The sequence below is a fragment of the Flavobacterium silvisoli genome, from assembly GCF_004329815.1.
Lineage (GTDB): Bacteria > Bacteroidota > Bacteroidia > Flavobacteriales > Flavobacteriaceae > Flavobacterium > Flavobacterium silvisoli.
The window spans coordinates 24,874-43,766 of sequence record NZ_SJPE01000008.1; the positions used below are offsets into that span (position 1 = coordinate 24,874).

Annotated in this window: 18 protein-coding genes and 1 tRNA gene; 11 read left to right on the top strand and 8 right to left on the bottom strand. The window is 37.6% G+C overall.

Annotated elements, in window-relative coordinates; translation table 11 throughout:
* Complete coding sequence (locus EZL74_RS07930; RefSeq protein ID WP_131476073.1) at positions 1 to 741, top strand: head GIN domain-containing protein; 741 nt, start codon at positions 1 to 3, stop codon at positions 739 to 741.
* A 74-nt stretch (positions 742 to 815) separates the two neighbouring features.
* Positions 816 to 1,655 (top strand): GIN domain-containing protein, encoded by an 840-nt coding sequence (locus EZL74_RS07935; protein WP_131476074.1) that lies wholly within the window; start codon positions 816 to 818, stop codon positions 1,653 to 1,655.
* 79 nt (positions 1,656 to 1,734) lie between these two features.
* Here EZL74_RS07935 and trxB read toward each other — a convergent pair whose 3' ends face one another.
* Positions 1,735 to 2,682, bottom strand: coding sequence for a thioredoxin-disulfide reductase (gene trxB, locus EZL74_RS07940; RefSeq protein ID WP_131476075.1), 948 nt, complete (start codon positions 2,680 to 2,682; stop codon positions 1,735 to 1,737).
* A gap of 150 nt (positions 2,683 to 2,832) precedes the next feature.
* Here trxB and EZL74_RS07945 point away from each other — a divergent pair.
* The 6 genes from EZL74_RS07945 to EZL74_RS07970 all read left to right on the top strand — a co-directional run bounded on the left by EZL74_RS07945 (position 2,833) and on the right by EZL74_RS07970 (position 8,312).
* A tRNA-Pro gene (locus EZL74_RS07945) sits at positions 2,833 to 2,907 on the top strand.
* 334 nt (positions 2,908 to 3,241) lie between these two features.
* A complete protein-coding gene (gene udk / locus EZL74_RS07950) occupies positions 3,242 to 3,850 on the top strand; it encodes a uridine kinase (protein WP_131476076.1) in 609 nt (202 codons plus the stop codon).
* 3 nt (positions 3,851 to 3,853) lie between these two features.
* The gene (locus EZL74_RS07955; protein WP_131476077.1) at positions 3,854 to 4,207 is read left to right on the top strand and encodes an FtsB family cell division protein; all 354 of its coding nucleotides are present in this window, start codon (positions 3,854 to 3,856) and stop codon (positions 4,205 to 4,207) included.
* 10 nt (positions 4,208 to 4,217) lie between these two features.
* On the top strand, positions 4,218 to 5,585 hold the full coding sequence (locus EZL74_RS07960) for a methylmalonyl-CoA mutase subunit beta (protein ID WP_131476078.1): 1,368 nt from the start codon (positions 4,218 to 4,220) through the stop codon (positions 5,583 to 5,585).
* A gap of 2 nt (positions 5,586 to 5,587) precedes the next feature.
* Positions 5,588 to 7,714, top strand: a complete 2,127-nt coding sequence (scpA, locus tag EZL74_RS07965) for a methylmalonyl-CoA mutase (RefSeq protein ID WP_131476079.1) — start codon at positions 5,588 to 5,590, stop codon at positions 7,712 to 7,714.
* Positions 7,715 to 7,901: 187 nt separating this feature from the next.
* Positions 7,902 to 8,312 (top strand): hypothetical protein, encoded by a 411-nt coding sequence (locus EZL74_RS07970; RefSeq protein WP_131476080.1) that lies wholly within the window; start codon positions 7,902 to 7,904, stop codon positions 8,310 to 8,312.
* A 412-nt stretch (positions 8,313 to 8,724) separates the two neighbouring features.
* On the opposite strand, the gene EZL74_RS07975 is transcribed toward EZL74_RS07970, so the two are convergent.
* From EZL74_RS07975 to EZL74_RS07985, 3 genes are all read right to left on the bottom strand, one after another.
* The gene (locus EZL74_RS07975; protein WP_131476081.1) at positions 8,725 to 9,117 is read right to left on the bottom strand and encodes a hypothetical protein; all 393 of its coding nucleotides are present in this window, start codon (positions 9,115 to 9,117) and stop codon (positions 8,725 to 8,727) included.
* A 154-nt stretch (positions 9,118 to 9,271) separates the two neighbouring features.
* Positions 9,272 to 9,667, bottom strand: coding sequence for a hypothetical protein (locus EZL74_RS07980; RefSeq protein WP_131476082.1), 396 nt, complete (start codon positions 9,665 to 9,667; stop codon positions 9,272 to 9,274).
* Positions 9,668 to 9,703: 36 nt separating this feature from the next.
* Positions 9,704 to 10,558, bottom strand: coding sequence for a hypothetical protein (locus EZL74_RS07985; protein WP_131476083.1), 855 nt, complete (start codon positions 10,556 to 10,558; stop codon positions 9,704 to 9,706).
* Between the two features lie 159 nt (positions 10,559 to 10,717).
* On the opposite strand from EZL74_RS07985, the gene EZL74_RS07990 reads away from it, so the two are divergent.
* Positions 10,718 to 11,098 carry a helix-turn-helix domain-containing protein gene (locus tag EZL74_RS07990; RefSeq protein ID WP_131476084.1) on the top strand — a complete coding sequence of 127 codons (381 nt, stop codon included), beginning with the start codon at positions 10,718 to 10,720 and terminating at the stop codon, positions 11,096 to 11,098.
* Between the two features lie 22 nt (positions 11,099 to 11,120).
* Here the strand turns inward: EZL74_RS07990 and EZL74_RS07995 are convergent, their stop codons facing one another.
* From EZL74_RS07995 to EZL74_RS08010, 4 genes are read right to left on the bottom strand one after another with little or no spacing between them, the layout of a single operon-like run.
* Entirely contained in the window at positions 11,121 to 11,585 is a 465-nt protein-coding gene (locus EZL74_RS07995) for a hypothetical protein (protein ID WP_240034572.1), read from the bottom strand.
* Entirely contained in the window at positions 11,563 to 12,822 is a 1,260-nt protein-coding gene (locus EZL74_RS08000; protein ID WP_131476085.1) for a nucleotidyltransferase domain-containing protein, read from the bottom strand. The genes EZL74_RS07995 and EZL74_RS08000 overlap by 23 nt, the downstream gene beginning before the upstream one ends.
* Positions 12,823 to 12,834: 12 nt before the next feature.
* Entirely contained in the window at positions 12,835 to 13,989 is a 1,155-nt protein-coding gene (locus tag EZL74_RS08005; protein WP_131476086.1) for an SAVED domain-containing protein, read from the bottom strand.
* 59 nt (positions 13,990 to 14,048) lie between these two features.
* Entirely contained in the window at positions 14,049 to 14,270 is a 222-nt protein-coding gene (locus tag EZL74_RS08010) for a DUF2188 domain-containing protein (RefSeq protein ID WP_131476168.1), read from the bottom strand.
* A gap of 1,092 nt (positions 14,271 to 15,362) precedes the next feature.
* Between EZL74_RS08010 and EZL74_RS08015 the strand changes: the two genes are divergently transcribed.
* Positions 15,363 to 15,749 carry a (deoxy)nucleoside triphosphate pyrophosphohydrolase gene (locus EZL74_RS08015; RefSeq protein WP_131476087.1) on the top strand — a complete coding sequence of 129 codons (387 nt, stop codon included), beginning with the start codon at positions 15,363 to 15,365 and terminating at the stop codon, positions 15,747 to 15,749.
* Complete coding sequence (locus tag EZL74_RS08020) at positions 15,746 to 18,889, top strand: DUF3427 domain-containing protein (RefSeq protein ID WP_131476088.1); 3,144 nt, start codon at positions 15,746 to 15,748, stop codon at positions 18,887 to 18,889. The genes EZL74_RS08015 and EZL74_RS08020 overlap by 4 nt, the downstream gene beginning before the upstream one ends.
* The last annotated feature ends 4 nt before the right edge of the window (positions 18,890 to 18,893 follow it).

The following is an 18,893-nucleotide window of genomic DNA, read 5'->3' on the forward strand; positions in this document are numbered from 1 at the left end:
ATGATAAAAACCATCACACCCGGTATCAGGCTGATAGCAGCCGCTTCTGTTGCTCTACTTTTTGTTTCATGCCATACCAAAATAGATTTTTCTAACGGCATAGACGGCAACGGCAATGTAGTCACACAAACCCGTAACGTAGGCAACAACTTTTCAAAAATTGAAGTAAGCCGCGGACTAACTGTAACTCTCGAACAATCCGATTCACACTCGGTTGAAGTAGAAGCCGATGAAAATTTGCAGGAGCACATTACTGTGAGTGTGGAAAACGAAACATTAATCATCACCTCAGATAAGGGAATTGATGAAGCCACCGCCAAAACCATACACGTAAAAATGCCCGAATTGACCGGAATTGAAGCTACCAGCGGTTCTTCTGTTTCAACCCGCAATGTGTTTACCGGAACCAACATTTTTGTTAAATCGAGCAGTGGCAGTGAAGTTGATGTGAACTTTGAAATTGACAACATCAGATGCGAATCTACCAGCGGAAGCTCATTAGAATTCAAAGGAAAAGCACTGACCTTCAAAGCCGTTTCTTCGAGCGAAAGTACGATTGATGCCCGAGATTTAATGGTCAATGATGTCACAGCCGAAGCCACCAGCGGAAGCGACATTAATGTTCGCCCGATATTGAGTCTGAATGCCAAAGCATCAAGCGGAAGCTCCATTGATTACAGCGGTTCTCCCAAATCGGTTTCGAAGGAAGAAAATTCAGGCGGAAGCATATCCAAAGAATAAGTTAATAAAACATCTCAATGAAAATTGGGATGTTTTTTTTTCTATTTTTGGCAAAACTAACGATGTTGACGCCTATGAAAAAAATTATCTTTCTGAGTTTTATGTTGCTTACTGCAGTTTCTTTTGGCCAGAAAAAAGAAAAGGTCAAAGGCTCCAAAATTGTAAAACTGGAACAAAAAGAGGTGGGAGAATTCCAAAGTCTGGAAGTAGAAGATAACCTGGAAGTATTTTTGGTAAAAGGAAATCAATGTGCGCTTGAAATTGAAGCCGATGATAATTTAATTCCGTTTGTAGACTATAAATTAGCGGGCAGCAACCTCAGAATATCAACCTCCAAAGATTTATCGAGCTACAAAAAATTGAGTGTGCGCGTAACTTACAACAGTAATTTCAACATGGTTATTGCCAAAGATGAAACCAATGTAACAGCGCTTTCCGATGTCGTTCTTGACAACATTACATTCAAAAGTTATGATTATGCCAAATTATTTCTGAATGCCAAAACCAAGAATTTTACCCTGATGGCTAATGACAAGTCAAGAATTGAACTGAACCTGAAATCAGAAAAAACAGCAATAGATATTAGTAAAAGTGCCACGGTAAAAGCACTGATTTCTTCGGGTGAAATGCGTTTTGATATGTACCAAAAATCATCCGCAGAAGTAGAAGGAGACGTTATCGACCTAAAACTGCGCTTAGACAACAATACCGACTTCACCGGAAAAAAACTTACCGCCAAAAACGGTTTACTGGAGACCGCCGGTTATGCTAAAGGCAGCATCATGGTAAGCAACATTGCCACGCTGGATGCTTCGGGCAACAGTGAATTAGAGCTCTATGGCGAGCCGGTTAAAATTGAAGTTAAACGCTTTGCCGACAGTGCCCTGCTCCGCAAAAAGCCAACAACCAAATAAAAATAAAAAATCCCGAAGTGCTTCGGGATTTTTTATTTAGTAACAAAGACACAACATAATTGCGACTTCTTATCCGTTTTTATGACAAAGCCGCCAAATAACGCTCAGCATCTAAAGCCGCCATACAACCCGTACCTGCAGCAGTAATCGCCTGGCGGTATACATGATCGGCAGCATCTCCGGCAACAAAAACTCCCGGAACATTGGTTTTTGAACTACCCGGAACATTAACAATATAACCGGTTTCATCTAGAGTAATGTAATCGGCAAAAATATCGGTGTTTGGTTTGTGACCGATAGCCACGAAGAATCCGGTAGCCGGTATCGTTATGGTTTCACCTGTTGTTTTGTTCAAGGCTTTTATTTCACTTACAACCTGTCCGTCACCCACAACTTCAACTGTGTCATGGTTCATCAAAATGGTAATGTTCTCGGTTTTGCGTACACGTTCTTCCATTATTTTAGAAGCTCTGAATTTCTCACTTCTTACCAACATGGTTACTTTTTTACACATTTTTGATAAATAGTGAGCCTCTTCACAAGCCGAATCTCCGGCTCCTACAATCACTACCTCTTGGTTTCTGTAAAAGAATCCGTCACAAATCGCACAGGCAGAAACACCACCTCCTGTTTGTAAATAATGTTGTTCTGAAGGCAATCCTAAATATTTAGCCGAAGCACCGGTTGATATAATTACCGTTTGCGCGTGCAATTCAAGAGTATCATTGATCCAAACTTTGTGTATGGGTCCCGAAAAATCAACTTTAGTTGCCCAACCATCGCGGATATCTGTACCGAAACGTTTGGCTTGCGCTTCTAATTGTATCATCATTTCCGGACCGGTAACGCCGTCAGGGTACCCCGGAAAATTTTCTACTTCATTTGTGGTGGTAAGTTGTCCACCGGGTTGTGTTCCTTGGTATAACACCGGATTCATATTGGCTCTGGCTGCATAAATAGCTGCCGTGTAACCCGCAGGTCCCGAACCTATTATAAGGCATTTAATTTTTTCAATTGTATCTGACATGATGTGAAGTTTAATTTGGTCGCAAAGGTAAACTTTTCAATCGGAAAATTAAACCGCTCCAAATCATAAAAAGCTATGAAAAAATAATTTTATATTATGCTTTGAATAATAAATAATAACTTTATATTTGCACTCCTATTTTAAGGAACACGGGGTGTAGCGTAGCCCGGTTATCGCGCCTGGTTTGGGACCAGGAGGTCGCAGGTTCGAATCCTGCCACCCCGACGAATAAATCCTTTCTGTTAACCAACAGAAAGGATTTTTTATTTTCACAATAACTCAACTTGTTGCAGTTATTGTGAAAATGAAAAATTATTTTGAATGGAACATTCAAAAAGGATTTATTTGAAAAAAAGCCCAAATTCAGGATATTTAATCCTGCCAGACTACATTTTCATTTTGAAGTCTTTTCGAAAAGAAACTAATTTGAATCTAATATTCAAAGGGTTTTCCGTAATTGGCTGCCCGTTTTAGCTGTTAACTCTTTTCTGAAAAAAATAAAATACACTTTCGATATAATTTCTATTTTTGTTGGGAATAAAATTAACACAACTACTATATGCTGATTATTGGAATTGCGGGGGGAACAGGAAGCGGAAAAACAACTGTTGTTCACCAAATTATGAACGAATTACCACGTACAGAAGTGGGCGTACTATCTCAGGATTCCTATTACAAAGAAAACAACAACTTAAGCTTCGAAGAAAGAGCGCTGGTGAATTTTGATCACCCACGAGCCATCGATTTTGATCTTTTGGTACAACATCTTAAAGATTTAAAAGACGGCAAAACCATTGAACAACCTGTATACTCCTTCATTACACACAACAGAACCGATGACACCATCATCACCCATCCGCGAAAAGTAATGATTGTGGAAGGGATTCTGATTCTAACCAACCCCGAGTTGCGCGAATTGTTTGATGTTAAAATATTTGTGCATGCCGATTCAGACGAGCGTTTAATCCGACGACTGAAAAGAGACATAGCCGAACGCGGTCGTGACATGGAAGAAGTTTTGAACCGTTACCAAACGACTTTGAAACCTATGCACCAGCAATTCATAGAACCTACCAAAGCTTTTGCTGATATCATCATCCCGAATGACAAATACAATACGGTAGCCATTGACGTGGTCAGAGCCGTAATCAACCAAAGAATTACCTAATTTATGAGTTACTTTAAAAAACTGACCGATGCCTACCCTATCCTCAAAATTTTGGGGAACCGCTATGTTATCGTTTTGGTTTTTTTTGCTGTTTGGATGCTGTTTCTGGATAATACCTCCTATTTAGAACACCGCATTCTGAACAAACAACTCGAAGAATTGGAAGACAATAAAAAATACTATCAGGAAGAAATCAGAAAAGATGAAGAGAACATCAAACTCCTCAAAAATCCTGATCAAATCGAAAAATACGCACGCGAAAAATACTATATGAAACGCGACAGCGAAGACATTTATATCATTGAATTTGAAGGCGATTCGATTAAAGAAGAGCAATCCAATTCAAAATCTTTATAAACTACCTATCATGGCTGAACATTTATTTGATGAGTTCGAAACGGTTACTTCCAAACAATGGAAACAACAAATTCAGTACGAACTCAAAGGCGCTGATTATAACGATACTTTAGTGTGGGAGTCCCCCGAAGGCATCAAAGTAAAACCCTTTTATCACAATGATGAAGATACCAAAAAAGGGCACATTCAAACACCAAACCATTCGTTCAGCATACTGCAAAACATCTTTGTGCACGACGTAAAAAAATCGAATCAAAGAGCCTTAGACTCCTTAAACCGAGGAGCCGAAAGCATCCGCTTTACCATCGAAAACGAAACAGTTGATTTGGCCGAACTGATGCAAAACCTTCCTTTGGGCAATACTGTTTACTACTTTAACCTGCCGTTCCTTTCGGTTGATTTTGTATCTAAAATAAATGCCTATCAAGCCCAAAGCCATGCCAAGATTATCATTCAGATTGACCCGATAGGCCAGTTGGCCCATGACGGAAACTGGTTTGAAAACTTAGACAAAGACTTCGAAAAGTTGAATCATTTGGCGAGCAACACGGCATCTCAAGCCCCGTTTCTCAGTATCTCCTCGGGGATTTATCAAAACGCGGGAGCCAATATGGTACAACAATTGGGGTATACCCTGGCTCATGTTAATGAATATTTCAACCGTATTCCAACCCTCCGTCAACCCATCACTATTGAAGTTGCAGTAGGCACGAATTACTTTTTTGAGATAGCCAAGCTGAGAGCCCTGCGCCTGTTGTTTGCTACTTTAGCCCAAGAATACGACCATACTTTTGATTGTCACATCATAGCTACTCCTACCAAGCGAAACAAAACCTTGTACGATTACAATGTGAATATGCTGCGCACCACCACCGAATGCATGAGTGCTATTTTAGGCGGTGCCGATGCTGTAGCCAATCTGCCCTACGACAGTCTGTATCACAAAGACAATGAATTTGGCGATCGAATTGCCCGCAACCAACTCTTGGTTTTAAAACACGAAAGTTATTTTGATAAAGTAAACAATCCGGCTGACGGTGCTTATTATATTGAAACCCTGACCCTGCAATTGGCAGAAAAAGCCCTGGCGTTGTTTAAAGATATAGAAGCTCACGGCGGTTTCATCACCCAATTGATTGAAGGCAGCATTCAAAAGAAAATCAATGAAAGTGCAGCCAAAGAACAAGAGTTGTTTGACAGCGGAAAAGAAATTTTATTAGGCACCAACAAATACCCTAACAAAAACGACAAAATGAAACACGATTTAGAGTTGTATCCTTTTGTCAAACAAAACCCGCGCAAAACATTAATCATTCCGATAATTGAAAAACGATTGGCTGAAAAAACAGAACAGGAACGATTAGCACAGGAAGAATAATCATGAGAAAAAATATTCAACATATACAATTAGTCGAAAGTCAACAACTGCCAGTCGAAAGTACAGGTACCGACAACTTTATGACTGCCGAAGGTATAGCAGTAAAACCAACCTATACCGAAGCCGATACCGAAAACCTGGAGCATATTGGTTTTGGTGCGGGCTTTGCCCCTAACCTGCGCGGCCCTTACGCCACCATGTACGTTCGCCGTCCGTGGACGATTCGCCAGTACGCCGGTTTCTCAACTGCTGAAGAGAGTAATGCTTTTTACAGAAGAAATTTGGCTGCCGGACAAAAAGGACTCTCCGTAGCTTTTGATCTCGCTACTCACCGTGGCTATGACTCTGATCACGACCGTGTAGTGGGCGATGTGGGTAAAGCCGGAGTGGCAATCGACTCGGTAGAAGACATGAAGATTTTGTTTGACCAGATTCCGTTAAACGAAATGTCAGTCTCCATGACCATGAACGGGGCTGTACTGCCCATCATGGCTTTTTACATCGTAGCCGCTGAAGAACAAGGAGTTGCTCCCGAATTGCTTTCGGGGACCATACAAAATGATATCCTGAAAGAGTTCATGGTGCGCAACACCTACATCTACCCGCCTACCCCTTCGATGAAAATCATCGCGGATATTTTTGAATACACCAGTAAAAAGATGCCGAAATTCAATTCCATTTCCATCTCGGGCTACCACATGCAGGAAGCCGGAGCCACGGCAGATATTGAATTGGCTTACACCCTGGCAGATGGACTGGAATACATCCGTACCGGTTTGGCCGCCGGCATGAAAATAGATGAGTTCGCCCCCCGTTTGTCCTTCTTTTGGGCAATTGGGATGAACCATTTTATGGAAATCGCTAAAATGCGCGCGGGCAGAATGCTATGGGCCAAATTGCTGAAACAGTTTAACCCCAAAGATGAAAAATCATTAGCCCTAAGAACCCACTGTCAAACCTCGGGGTGGAGTTTAACCGAGCAGGACCCTTTCAACAACGTAGCGCGTACCGCTATCGAAGCCGCTGCCGCTGCCTTTGGCGGAACCCAGTCGTTGCACACCAACGCCCTGGATGAAGCCATTGCCTTACCAACCGATTTCTCGGCACGTATTGCGCGTAACACCCAGATATTTCTTCAGGAAGAAACCAAGATTTGTAAAACCGTCGACCCATGGGCCGGCAGTTATTATGTAGAAAGCCTGACCAAAGAAATAGCCGACAAAGCCTGGGCCCTGATTGAAGAAGTGGAAACCTTAGGCGGTATGACCAAAGCCATTGAAGCCGGTATTCCGAAACTCCGCATAGAAGAGGCCGCAGCCCGTAAACAAGCGCGTATAGACAGCTCACAGGACATCATTGTGGGAGTCAACAAATACCGCTTAGAGAAAGAAGACCCGCTACACATCCTTGATGTAGATAATCAGATGGTGCGCAAACAGCAAATTGAACGCTTAAACCAAATCAAAGCCACCCGCGACAATGATAAAGTAAAAGCCTGTTTAGCCCAATTAACTGATTGTGCTCAAAACGGAACCGGAAATTTACTATCTTTAGCCGTAGAAGCCGCCCGAAACCGAGCCACACTGGGAGAAATCAGTGACGCTCTCGAAGCGGTTTTCGGAAGATATAAAGCACAAATCAGAAGTTTCAGCGGCGTGTACAGTAAAGAAATCAAGAGCGACCAAAGCTTTGAAAAAGCCAAACAATTAGCCGACGCTTTCGCCAAAAAAGAAGGCCGTCGCCCTCGTATTATGATTGCCAAAATGGGACAGGACGGTCACGACCGCGGGGCCAAAGTAGTAGCCACCGGTTATGCCGATGTAGGGTTTGATGTCGATATCGGTCCGCTGTTCCAAACCCCTCAGGAAGCAGCCAAGCAAGCCGTAGAAAACGACGTGCACATACTGGGCGTTTCTTCATTGGCCGCCGGACACAAAACACTCGTTCCGCAGGTAATTGAAGAACTTAAGAAATACGGCCGCGAAGACATCATGGTAATCGTAGGCGGTGTTATCCCCGCGCAGGATTACCAGTTCCTGTTCGATGCCGGCGCTGTAGCCGTCTTTGGTCCCGGAACCAAGATTAGCGATGCCGCCATCAGTATATTAGAAGTATTGCTGCAGGATTAAGTAATCAATTACAGTTAAAATACACAATACAAGCACCCGTTTTCAGCGGGTGTTTTTTTTTGCACAGGCCTTCAAAATAACCCTAAAAAAAGGAACAAATACGCATTAATTGTCGTAACTTTATTATAGAAAATTAACTAATTGTTGGCTCCAAATAACTGATTTAATACTTAAAAAAGAGAACAAAATGAAAGCAACAAAAAGAGTAGGCGTTTGGATGGATCACGCAACAGCCCGTGTGATGGAATACCATACCGAGGAACAAAGAATAAAATTGGTAACCGCTGACCACAAAGGGCTCGACAATCAGGAAGGATTGCAACACAGCGAAAGCCTCTTACACCACAAAGAAAACCAAAGCATAAAAGCCTTTTACAAAGACATTCTCAACATCCTAAAGGACTACGACGAAATTGTCCTCTTTGGGCCTACCGAAGCCAAAAACGAACTCTACAACCTCATCCGGGAGGAGCACAAATACGACCACCTCAAAATAGCAACCCTGCCCGCCGATAAAATGAGTTATGAAGAACAGCATGATTTTGTAGTACATTATTTCAAAACACTGCTCAACTACGAAAGTCCGTTTACCAAGTAACACTACTGCTACACCAAAAAAGCACTCACTGTAAAAAGTGGGTGTTTTTTTTAAAATAGATGATAGACGGATAGATAATAGATGATAGATATGACTTTGCTATTTGACATAATGTGTGTTTTCATACACTCCTTATACACTATCTATGCCTTTCCTATGCTTTAGCTATACAGTAGCTATTGAATAGACGGATAGATACCCGTCCTTGACCCGTCCTAAAATAACTATACAGGTTATTAAATAAATCCTATTATGGCTATACAAATATATTTTTTAATATATAGCTATTTTAGTACAAGACAAAGAGATGATGGATGATAGACGGATAGATAATAGACGAAGAGATGATAGACTAGAGTTTGGCTTATTTGTTGGATGCTTTATCTTTTTACTTGCTTTTAGCCTTACTGTTTTACAGGGTTTTTACAGTGGGTTCTTCGAGAACTCTGATTGTGCTGAAATTGAACTGCGGTAACTGTTCTTCAGTTTCTTCTGTTGTTTCCCTGAGGAGTTCTTTTACCCCGTCGAGGAATTCGGGTTCTGATTTTGGCATGAGTTGGATGGCCAGTTCGAGGATATTGGCTAAATCTATATTTGGGTTGCCTACCATGGGGGAAATGTAGGGCGGCTCTGTGAGTAATGCTACCGTACAAAGTTTCATTAAATCGTTGACTGTTCCGTAAAGGGAGCTGTAACAGCTGAAGTTGAGGGTAACGGTATACCAGTCTTCCTTTTTGGGGTGGTCTTTCAGACCGGTTAACAGCCAATTGGCTTTTTTGGTGAGTTGTTCGAGTTTTGTGTTCATGGAGAAAGGATTATGAATTATGAATTACGAATTATGCCCTTCGACCCTTCGGCAGGCTCAGGGTAAACTCAGCTCAGGGTAAACTCAGCTCAGGGTAAACTCAGCTCAGAGCAGGCAGAATTAGGGTGATGGCGTTTTATCTATTGTATATGGTTTAGGTTGTTGGTTTCAGTTCGGTGGGGAGGCTTAGATAGACGCTTTCTAATATGTAATCATGCTCCTGCGGGGCTTCCTGAGTGGGGTTTAGTGTTGCTTCTCTGATTTTATCTAACAAATCGGCTTCTTCGTAGGGAATCAGGTCGAGGACGATGCCAAGGACACCGCTGATGTTGGTGGCTGGCTCAGGGATGCGGGAGAAGCTGGTTTCACCCTCGAGAGCGAGCATGCAGACTTTGACAATATCGGCCATAAGGTACATGACATCGGCATAGCCTGAGAGGTTGAGTTCGATGGTGTCCCGTTTATTTTTAGGGTTTTGTGACTGGAGGAGCACGAAGTGCTTTGCGGCGAGTTCGCGCAGGGGCTGTGGGAGGTGGGTGATGGTTTTCATGAGAATTACGAATTAGAAATTACGAATTACGAATTATTATGTTATTGCTTTCTCTGAGAAGCTATTTATTCTGTTGGTGGCTTGGTTCAGGAAATCTTGGGTGGCGGTTAGGAGGTACATGAAGTCTTCTTCGGGGGCGTTTAGGTGTAGCTTATGGTTTAGCATGGATGGCGGGGCACAGAGGCTGTTGAGACGGTATTTGTCTGTCATTGTTTTGGGGTTGAACGCTGACGGCAGCGGGTTCTCGTTCTGTCTTTCGTTGTTGTGATACGTGTATTGGCAGAGTTGGAGGAGGTATTTGAGTCCGAATTCGTTTGGGGTGTAATGCATTAGGACTCTTATGAGGCCCAGGGCGATTTGGGTGCAGGCGGTGTTGAGCAGGGCTATTTTACAAAGTTCTACCCCTTGTTGAGGGTTTTCTTTGGCAGCCTGGATGTTGAAGAGTGCCACGGCCTCACATTTGAGCCAGAAGGCCGTGTCCTCTTCCCTATTTAACGGTGGTACTGTATTGGCGACGAGGTAAGGCGGATTCTCTTTATCTAAACAAAGGCGGTAGCCAAAGCGCAAGGCTTGGTTGAAGAACCGGATTTGGTGGGGTTGTTGGGTAGCGAGGTCTGTAGGTTTATGGAGCATGACCGTGGCGGTTATGGTTTTGCCGGACAGTTCATGGATGCTGTTGGCCATGACAGTACCCGTAGCCGGGATTTGCTTGGCTGTAATGACCAAAAGGTAAAAATGATGAACAGCCCAATTGGCTGTTTTTGAAATTTGTTCGATTATTATATTACTGTTGTGGTGCCCCAAGATATACACCGTGCATTGCTCGTAGCGGCTACAAGCATTTTCCAATATTTCTAACACCGGTTGCTGAGGAAGGTTTAGCTCTTTCATATCGTTGGAATTTTGACGCAAGTTACTCCCTATCAAACCCGTAGCGAACCAGGACTGCTTGTATTGCACTAGTTTTACCCGTACTTTACCCTACTCTTTTGACAACAAAATTTCCCGATTTGCCTAGTGGGAATGGTAAAAAAACTTTATATTTGGAATATGGAAACTACTACAAAACCCAAACATATCGGCCGTAACATCAGCCGTATCCGAGAGCTTCGCCAAATGAAGCAAGAAGCCTTAGCCCAAGCCATAGGTGTGAGCCAACAGACTATTTCTACTATTGAGAATAGTGAGAGTGTAGATGAAGATAAATTGCAGCAGATTGCTACTGCTCTTGGAGTTAGTGCAGAGACGTTAAAGAATTTCTCAGAAGATGCCATTTTTAATTATTTTAATAGTTTTCATGATAGTAGTGTAAATCATGGACCATATAATAATTGTACTTTCAATCCGCTTGATAAAGTGATTGAATTATATGAAAGACTGTTAGAAGCGGAGAAAGAGAAAAATGCTCTGTTAGAGCAGTTGAAGAAATAGTTTATGATAAAATAAAAAATATTTATTTTAAACTATATTCATCATGCCCACCACCTAACCATTCACCATCAATCAACCAAATTTCATAGAAAAATAACCATTTACTTATCCATGGTATTATAGTTGAAGCTATCAGCTTCTCTTTTGTCCATTCTCCTTTACTGGGAGAATACAAGCATAACCGTTGTTCATTATGAGAATAGACATGTGGCAGTTTAGAACGATTACGTGCAACTCTTAAAACTTCATTTATTACATATACCTGAACGCCCTTTTGTCGGTCGAATGTTAATTTGATGTCATAATCCTTCCCGAGAAATGACGGTTTCACTTTCATTTCAATTTCAAAAAAATTTCCACCGCTCCTTAATATATTCACAGTTGGAAAAAATTCTAAAATTTTTTCCAACTGTGTTTTAGCCGAAAACCCTTTTCGTGTTATGCTTCTTTTTCCCTTAATAAAACTACTTCCCATTTTCTCCTTCAAAATTATTCTTTTTAATTGGCATACCAACTGTTCCCATAGTCATTGTTGATTTATCTACTTTTATTTGATTAGTTTCAGTTAAATCTCTTGTTTTTAATGCATAATCTCTAAAGGTCTTATTTGTCAAATCATTCCCAAATCTCTTTTTCATTGACTCATTAATAAACTGTAAACCTTTGCCTCTTTGATTTAAAATATCTTCTAAATCTTGTCGCAAATTTTCTAACCATTCATAGAAATTTTTCTGTCTTTCTGGATAAGCAACCCATTTATCTGCAAAATTTTCTTCATTATTTGCTGGATTACTAATCCATTTCATTCTCTCGCCAGTATATGGATTTTCTTCGCCTATCATTACATGCATCTTTTCAACAACATTCAATAATGCCTCTATTATATTATCCTCTCCATTATATGCTCTAGCAGCCAATGTTGTTATTATTATTGAAATTGGTTTATCAATTTTGTCATCTCTGTCAGCATACATAATATCTCTATGTCTTTTAAGAATCTGAACAACTCTCTGTAATGGCAATTTATTTTTCTGGAATGTTGGCACCGGTTTTACAGATTCACTTAAAGAAAACAATTTGGTTCTAGCTGTACTGGCTAAAAATGCTCTGTTAAAAAACCATTTAGCATATCCGAATGGATTGCTTTTTAACCATTTATCAAGGTCGGTTTCAATCTCATAATTTCTTTCTTCTTTGTCTGTTATTCTAATGGCTGATACATCAAAATTTGTGTCATCACCAATATGAGAAAATAGCTTTTCTAAAACAATACCATAGCCCTCATTAATAATTGAAGGTAAAATATCCATATGATACTTTTCTTTTGCTTGTTCGGATTCTCTTCTGTAAAGTAATGTCCAACATCTTCTCCCTTCTTTATCTAACATATCACTATATAATTTATGTTTTCTGAGTTCATTGCCCACAATATCTTTTAGATCCTTCTGGGTCCAACTTTCTTTTTTCTTTGTTAATTGGCAAACCAAATCAATATCCAAATCATCTTCTTCACATATTGGTTTAATCATTGTTCCTAAAATAAAAGAGCCTTGAGGTCTAATTTCAGGTTGGTAAGAAGCAAGCTCTGAATCATCATTGCACAAATATTGCCCTACTGTTTGATAGCTTTTTACAGCGGCATCAAATTGTGTTTGTGATATATCAAGATTTTCACCTAATGTTTCTAAAATCTCATCAAATTGTTTTTTTTCTTCTGTATTCATCTTTTTGGTTTTTTAGTTAATTTCAATAGCCTTTTTAAAGCCATCATTAAGTTTATTTTCATCATATATTATTAACGGCATATCTGCCTTTGGCATCCAATATCTTCCTAGCTCTACTGCAATTGCAACCGGTATAGCTGGAAAAACATGTAATTGTGTATTTGAACCATATTTTAACTTAATCTGATCAAACAACTTTCTAATAACAATTGTAAAATCAACCAACTGCTTTTTAGATTTAAGAAAATCATTAAATGGATTTTGAATTGTCAAAGTATAAATAGAAACATCTTCCCCCAAAACATCAGTAATTCTCTCATTATTTATAGTACCACTTATCGAAATATTTAAGGCTACTTTAGATTGCTTTTTGTCTAGTATTAATATTTTATAATCCGTTGATAGATCTTCATCATTTAAATTCCATGTCTTTGGGTTCCTAATTGGTTGATGAACTTCCAAATTTCTAATATCATTTAACAGAGTTCCTAATTTTATTAGTAAGGGCATTGGTGCAAGCGCAAATAATGAAATATGGTTGATTGTTGAATTTTGAATTAGTGGTCTTATGTTTTGATTGAAGTTCTCTACAAGTACATCTGTTTCTGTTTCCCAAAATTTACTGTCTTTATCCCTTTGTGGGCTATTCTCTAAGCCCAAATTAATTGAACGATTTAGCGCTGGATAATTATCCGGTAATAGATATTCTCTAACTGATTCATATGTAATAACAGGAGAATGTTCTCCGATATTTGCTTTATAGATAACAATGTGACTATCCATATTTGGAGCAATACAAATAACAGTATTAATTCTGTTCTCATGTTTCTTCTTCATTTCAATTAGCATAGATGCTGGATAATTAACTTCTCCAAGATTTCTTTCATCAACTCTACGGTGACACTCGTCACATAACAACATTAAATTGTTAATATCTGTTTCCAATCTTGGAGATAATACGGCATCGTATCTCTCACTACCTTTCGCATAACCATAAATATGCGCTATGTAAGCAGAATTACTATCTGTCTTCGTGATTTTATCAACATTTAAAACCTTATTACAATTTTGAAATTGACACATTCCTGCGGCTTTACTCCAAAGAATATTTTTTGTCTTTTGATTTATTGGAGGTCTCTTTTTTTCTTCTGATTTCTTTTTTTGCATGTAAACTATTTTTAAAATTTAAATAAAACTGCCCAAAAAATAGGGCAGTTTTATTCTCACTATCCTTTTGGTGGATAATTGTCTTTACCGTAGCTATCCTTTTGTCTGAATTTACCATCCATTCCTTGGATAGTTAATTCAGTACCTTGATTTTTTGCAATGGTCTTTCCAACATTAATAGCTTCCTTTTGAGTTGAAGTTACTCTAGTTGCTTTTTCATTGCCTGCACCTTTGACAGCCCATCCATTAGGATGCTTTACTACAAATTGATTCTTTCCCATTATTTTTTGATTTTGGGATTTGCGCTCAAGTTTATACCGGTATTGAGCTACAAGACCGAGAAGAAAAGTCGATAAAAAATTTGGAAGACTAAAAAAATAGAATATTTTTGAGGCTCCAAATAAAAACCCCTCCATTCTTACTATTGGAGTTGTTTTTAGGAATTCAATAAAAGAGTCTCCGGATTGGCGTTTGGTGGACTCTTTTTTTATTTAGTAAAAATTATGCCAGAAATACTTGTTAAACAAATCTTAAAAAAACCGTCATATTGTCAGTTTTTTTTAAGACAGAATATTCAATTAGATTCACGATTTAACTGACATCCAAATATTTGTCATACTTTTACTTTACAAAGTTTATCATTCTAAACGGAAAATAAAAGTCAAACTTGTTCACAAACAGCACTAGTTTTTAACAAATCATGTGATTTTGCAGTAATTTTAAATATTTCATAAACACCTCATTAACAGCGATGTATGTGAACTTATTTTTTTGAACCACGCTAAAACAAAGGAAGTTAAGAATTTACTTAATAGAAAATTTTAACATTTAATCCCTTCTAAAAATAAGAAACTTGAAACTAGTGAATTAATCAAAAAATAGATTATTCTAAACACCAGGGAACGGCAAATGTTTTTTGAAATTTTAGAAGGTTCGACTCTATTAACTCTCAGTTATGTAATCATAAATATTATCCTCAACCGGAGTGTTCATGGAGAATACAACCTTCACTACTGATACTGGCTTTCCATTATCATCGTTAAGGGTAGTTTGTAGAAAGGAGTCATCTGAGAAGCGATTAGTAGCTTGGTATTGTGCACTTTGATTGTTATTTAAATGATCTAATTACTTTTGAAGAGGTACTTTATTAATGAATTTTCATTTTGACAAAGGAGAAATATCATTAGTGTTGTTAATAGCTGAATAATTTACATGATTCAACTGTTCAAATCTTGTTTTACTATAGTATCTCAGAATTCAATATCATCCAACCTGACTGTTTTAGGAAACGGTAACTTTTCTATTCATTTAGATTTTTTGTTTAATTGTTAATCAGAGTTATTATTGTTATGTTTATAAAAAAAATCAAGCTAATGATAAATGTTGCTTGTGCAATAGTTCTATTTGATGATAAAGTGTTGGTTGCTCAAAGAAGTGAGCAAATGAAATTACCTTTAAAATGGGAATTTCCAGGAGGAAAATTAGAGCGAAATGAGAGTGAAACTGATTGCATTAAAAGAGAAATAAAAGAAGAGTTAAACATTGAAATAGATGTTTTGAAAAGGATTTCAAATAGTATCTATAATTATGGTTCGTTTGAGATTAATTTGATTCCATTTGTCGCAAATTATATTTCTGGAGAGATAAAATTATCCGAGCATAAAGACTATAGACTACTCTACAAATCAGAATTGATGACGTTAGATTGGGCAGAAGCTGATATCCCAATTGTTGAGGAATTTTTAAAACTTGAATTATGAATCAAGGAATCTATGAAGAATTAGTAACTAAACTAATCAATTTAAAAATAAACGAGCTTGAAAAAGAAAATTTTCAAGTAAAGAAATCCTCAATAGATAAATCTGAAGCAGCACATCTCCTATCTCAACATATTGGAAAAACGATTAAATATGCTTTGACTTTGATTAAAGGTGAAGATCTTTTAGAAAAACAAATAGATATCGCAAACAAGATTATTTTATTTCTAAAAGAAGAATTGAATAATGAAGAGTTTGAAGATGATTTAATAGAGACCGAAGGAAAGATTTTAAAAGCTGTCTTCAGTAAAGTAGATAGTCATTTTACTAATTTGGACATACATCTCAAAGAAATTACACCTTACACTAGATTAATTCATAGTGAACTTTTTACCGGTGGAAATTCAGGGACTACACTTGAAAGCGAATTGAGAAAAGAGATTTTATCCTCAGATAGGATTGATTTGTTAGTTTCTTTCATTAAATGGAAAGGGATTAGAATTCTTGAAAAAGAACTCCAAGAATTCACAAGTAGGGGTGGAAAATTACGAGTTATAACAACTACTTACATTGGTGCTACAGATGCAAAGGCAATTGAGTTTTTATCCTCTTTGCAAAACACCGAAGTGAAAGTGTCTTATAATACTGGAAATGAAAGACTACATGCAAAAGCATATTTATTTCAAAGAAATACTGGTTTTCATACTGCTTACATAGGTTCTTCAAATTTTTCTCGTTCAGCCCTGACAGATGGTTTAGAATGGAATTTGAAAATAACAACAAAAGAAGTTGGACATATTATTGACAAGTTCAAAAAAACTTTTGAAGCCTATTGGCAAAATCAGGAATTTGAATCATATGATAAAAATTTTCATTCTGAAAAATTAATTGCGGCTTTGAAGCAAGGAAAGTTATCGAAGGAATACACATTTACAACTGCAAACTTTGACATTAAACCCTTTCATTATCAAAAAGAAATACTAGAAAAACTTGAAGTTGAAAGAACTGTTCATGATAGGAATAAAAATCTTTTGGTTGCAGCCACAGGAACTGGTAAAACAGTAATTTCAGCTTTTGATTACAAAAACTTCAAAAATAAAAGTAGCTCATCAAAATTACTTTTTGTAGCTCATAGGAAAGAGATATTGCAACAAGCCAGAGCAACTTTTCAGGGTGTTTTAAGAGATAACAATTTTGGAGATTTATGGGTTGATGGTCTTGAGCCTGCCAATAATGAATATGTTTTTGCATCTGTTTATACACTAAACAATAGGTTAAGGGATTTAAAGTTGTCTGCCGAATATTATGATTTTATAATTGTAGATGAAGTACATCACATCGCAGCAAATAGTTATAGACCTATATTAAATTATTTCAAACCAAAAGTTCTTTTAGGGCTGACCGCAACACCTGAGAGAATGGATAATGCAGATATTTTAGAAGATTTTTGCAACAGAATTGCTGCTGAAATTAGACTGCCAGAAGCTTTAAATCAAAAACTACTTTGTCCTTTCCAATATTTTGGCATCACAGATAGTATTGATCTAACAAATGTAAAATGGGAAAAAGGCAAGTATGTTGTGAGTGAACTGTCTAGTTTGTATACTAAAAACAATGTTAGAGTTGGTGAAATAATAGGTAATCTCGAAAAATATACAAACGATATTAATGATGTTCGAGCAATTGGATTTTGTGCAACTGTTGAACATGCTATTTTCATGACTGAGAAGTTCAATTTAGCGGGTTTGAGAGCTGAATGCTTGACAAGTAAAAACGCTAATGAGAGGGATAAAATAAGAGAACAATTCAAGAAAAAAGAATTTAATTATTTGTTTGTAGTTGACATCTTCAACGAAGGTGTGGATATACCAGAAATTGATACGGTTTTGTTTTTAAGACCAACAGAAAGCTTAACTGTTTTTCTCCAGCAATTAGGTAGAGGCTTGCGTTTAGCAGAAGGGAAAGATTGTTTAACTGTGTTAGATTTTGTTGGTAATTCAAGACCCGAATATGATTTTGAAAGTAAGTTTAGAGCATTGATTGGGAAAACTACGACTTCAGTTCAAAAAGAGATTGAGGATGATTTTCCACATTTACCATTAGGCTGTTCAATTGTATTGGAAAAGAAAACAAAAGAAACTATTCTTAATAATATCAAAAAGGCAACATCATTAAATGTTAATCAATTAATTACAAAAATTAGAAATTTTCAGTATCAAACCACATTGCCGCTGACTTTGATGAATTTTATGGAATTAAATCACATTTCGATAGAAACAATTTATTCCAAAAAAGAATCTTGGTCAAGATTATGTCAAAAAGCAGGAGTACTTGATGATTTTGAAACAACGAATGAAAAACAAATATATTCCGCTATCAGTAATAAATGGCTTTCAACCAATTCAACGAGCTATTTTAATTTTATTCTAAAGATTGCTAAGCAAGATTTCAAAATTAGAATAAGTGATTTTGATGAAAACCAAAAATTGATGTTGTTAATGCTTCACTATGATGTTTGGCAAAATGCAGGAGGATTTGAATCCTTAGAGAAAAGCATAAATGAGATTGGTAAAAACAAAGTTCTTGTGAACGAGATTATAGAGGTTTTGGAACTATTAATTGATAGAGTTGATTTTAAAGAAATTGACATTCAATTACCGTACAATCAACCATTAAAGTTACATGCTCGATATACAAGAGATCAAATTCTTGTTGCTTTTGGTTTAAGTACTTTTGAAAAAAAATCATCAAACAGAGAGGGAGCGGCCGAAAACAAATTGTTGAACACCGAAATACTTTTCATAAATCTTGTAAAATCAGAAGAGAACTTTTCGCCTACGACCATGTATGACGATTATGCTATCAGTGAAACATTATTTCATTGGCAATCTCATAATGCTTATGGTCCAGATACGGAAAAAGGCAAATCATACATTAAGCATTTGGAAAAAAATAAAAAGATTTTGCTCTTTGTCAGAGAAAAAGCTAATGACGAAAAAGGAAATACACTCGGTTATGTCTTTATTGGTGAAGGAATTTTTCAAGAAGCCGAAGGCTCAAAACCTATGAATGTGAAATGGGAATTAAAAGAACCTATGCCGGAATACTTATGGAAAGCTTCAGCTAAGATGTCGGTTGGATAAATAG

What these genes read in the sequence shown, in the direction of transcription:
- udk (WP_131476076.1), top strand. Translation starts at nt 3,242, where the DNA reads ATGCTGATTATTGGAATTGCGGGGGGAACAGGAAGCGGAAAAACAACT.
- EZL74_RS07960 (WP_131476078.1), top strand. Translation starts at nt 4,218, where the DNA reads ATGGCTGAACATTTATTTGATGAGTTCGAAACGGTTACTTCCAAACAA.
- EZL74_RS08005 (WP_131476086.1), bottom strand. Translation starts at nt 13,989, where the DNA reads ATGCAAAAAAAGAAATCAGAAGAAAAAAAGAGACCTCCAATAAATCAA.
- trxB (WP_131476075.1), bottom strand. Translation starts at nt 2,682, where the DNA reads ATGTCAGATACAATTGAAAAAATTAAATGCCTTATAATAGGTTCGGGA.
- EZL74_RS07970 (WP_131476080.1), top strand. Translation starts at nt 7,902, where the DNA reads ATGAAAGCAACAAAAAGAGTAGGCGTTTGGATGGATCACGCAACAGCC.
- EZL74_RS07980 (WP_131476082.1), bottom strand. Translation starts at nt 9,667, where the DNA reads ATGAAAACCATCACCCACCTCCCACAGCCCCTGCGCGAACTCGCCGCA.
- EZL74_RS07935 (WP_131476074.1), top strand. Translation starts at nt 816, where the DNA reads ATGAAAAAAATTATCTTTCTGAGTTTTATGTTGCTTACTGCAGTTTCT.
- EZL74_RS08010 (WP_131476168.1), bottom strand. Translation starts at nt 14,270, where the DNA reads ATGGGAAAGAATCAATTTGTAGTAAAGCATCCTAATGGATGGGCTGTC.
- EZL74_RS08015 (WP_131476087.1), top strand. Translation starts at nt 15,363, where the DNA reads ATGATAAATGTTGCTTGTGCAATAGTTCTATTTGATGATAAAGTGTTG.
- scpA (WP_131476079.1), top strand. Translation starts at nt 5,588, where the DNA reads ATGAGAAAAAATATTCAACATATACAATTAGTCGAAAGTCAACAACTG.
- EZL74_RS07985 (WP_131476083.1), bottom strand. Translation starts at nt 10,558, where the DNA reads ATGAAAGAGCTAAACCTTCCTCAGCAACCGGTGTTAGAAATATTGGAA.
- EZL74_RS08020 (WP_131476088.1), top strand. Translation starts at nt 15,746, where the DNA reads ATGAATCAAGGAATCTATGAAGAATTAGTAACTAAACTAATCAATTTA.
- EZL74_RS07990 (WP_131476084.1), top strand. Translation starts at nt 10,718, where the DNA reads ATGGAAACTACTACAAAACCCAAACATATCGGCCGTAACATCAGCCGT.
- EZL74_RS07975 (WP_131476081.1), bottom strand. Translation starts at nt 9,117, where the DNA reads ATGAACACAAAACTCGAACAACTCACCAAAAAAGCCAATTGGCTGTTA.
- EZL74_RS08000 (WP_131476085.1), bottom strand. Translation starts at nt 12,822, where the DNA reads ATGAATACAGAAGAAAAAAAACAATTTGATGAGATTTTAGAAACATTA.
- EZL74_RS07930 (WP_131476073.1), top strand. Translation starts at nt 1, where the DNA reads ATGATAAAAACCATCACACCCGGTATCAGGCTGATAGCAGCCGCTTCT.
- EZL74_RS07955 (WP_131476077.1), top strand. Translation starts at nt 3,854, where the DNA reads ATGAGTTACTTTAAAAAACTGACCGATGCCTACCCTATCCTCAAAATT.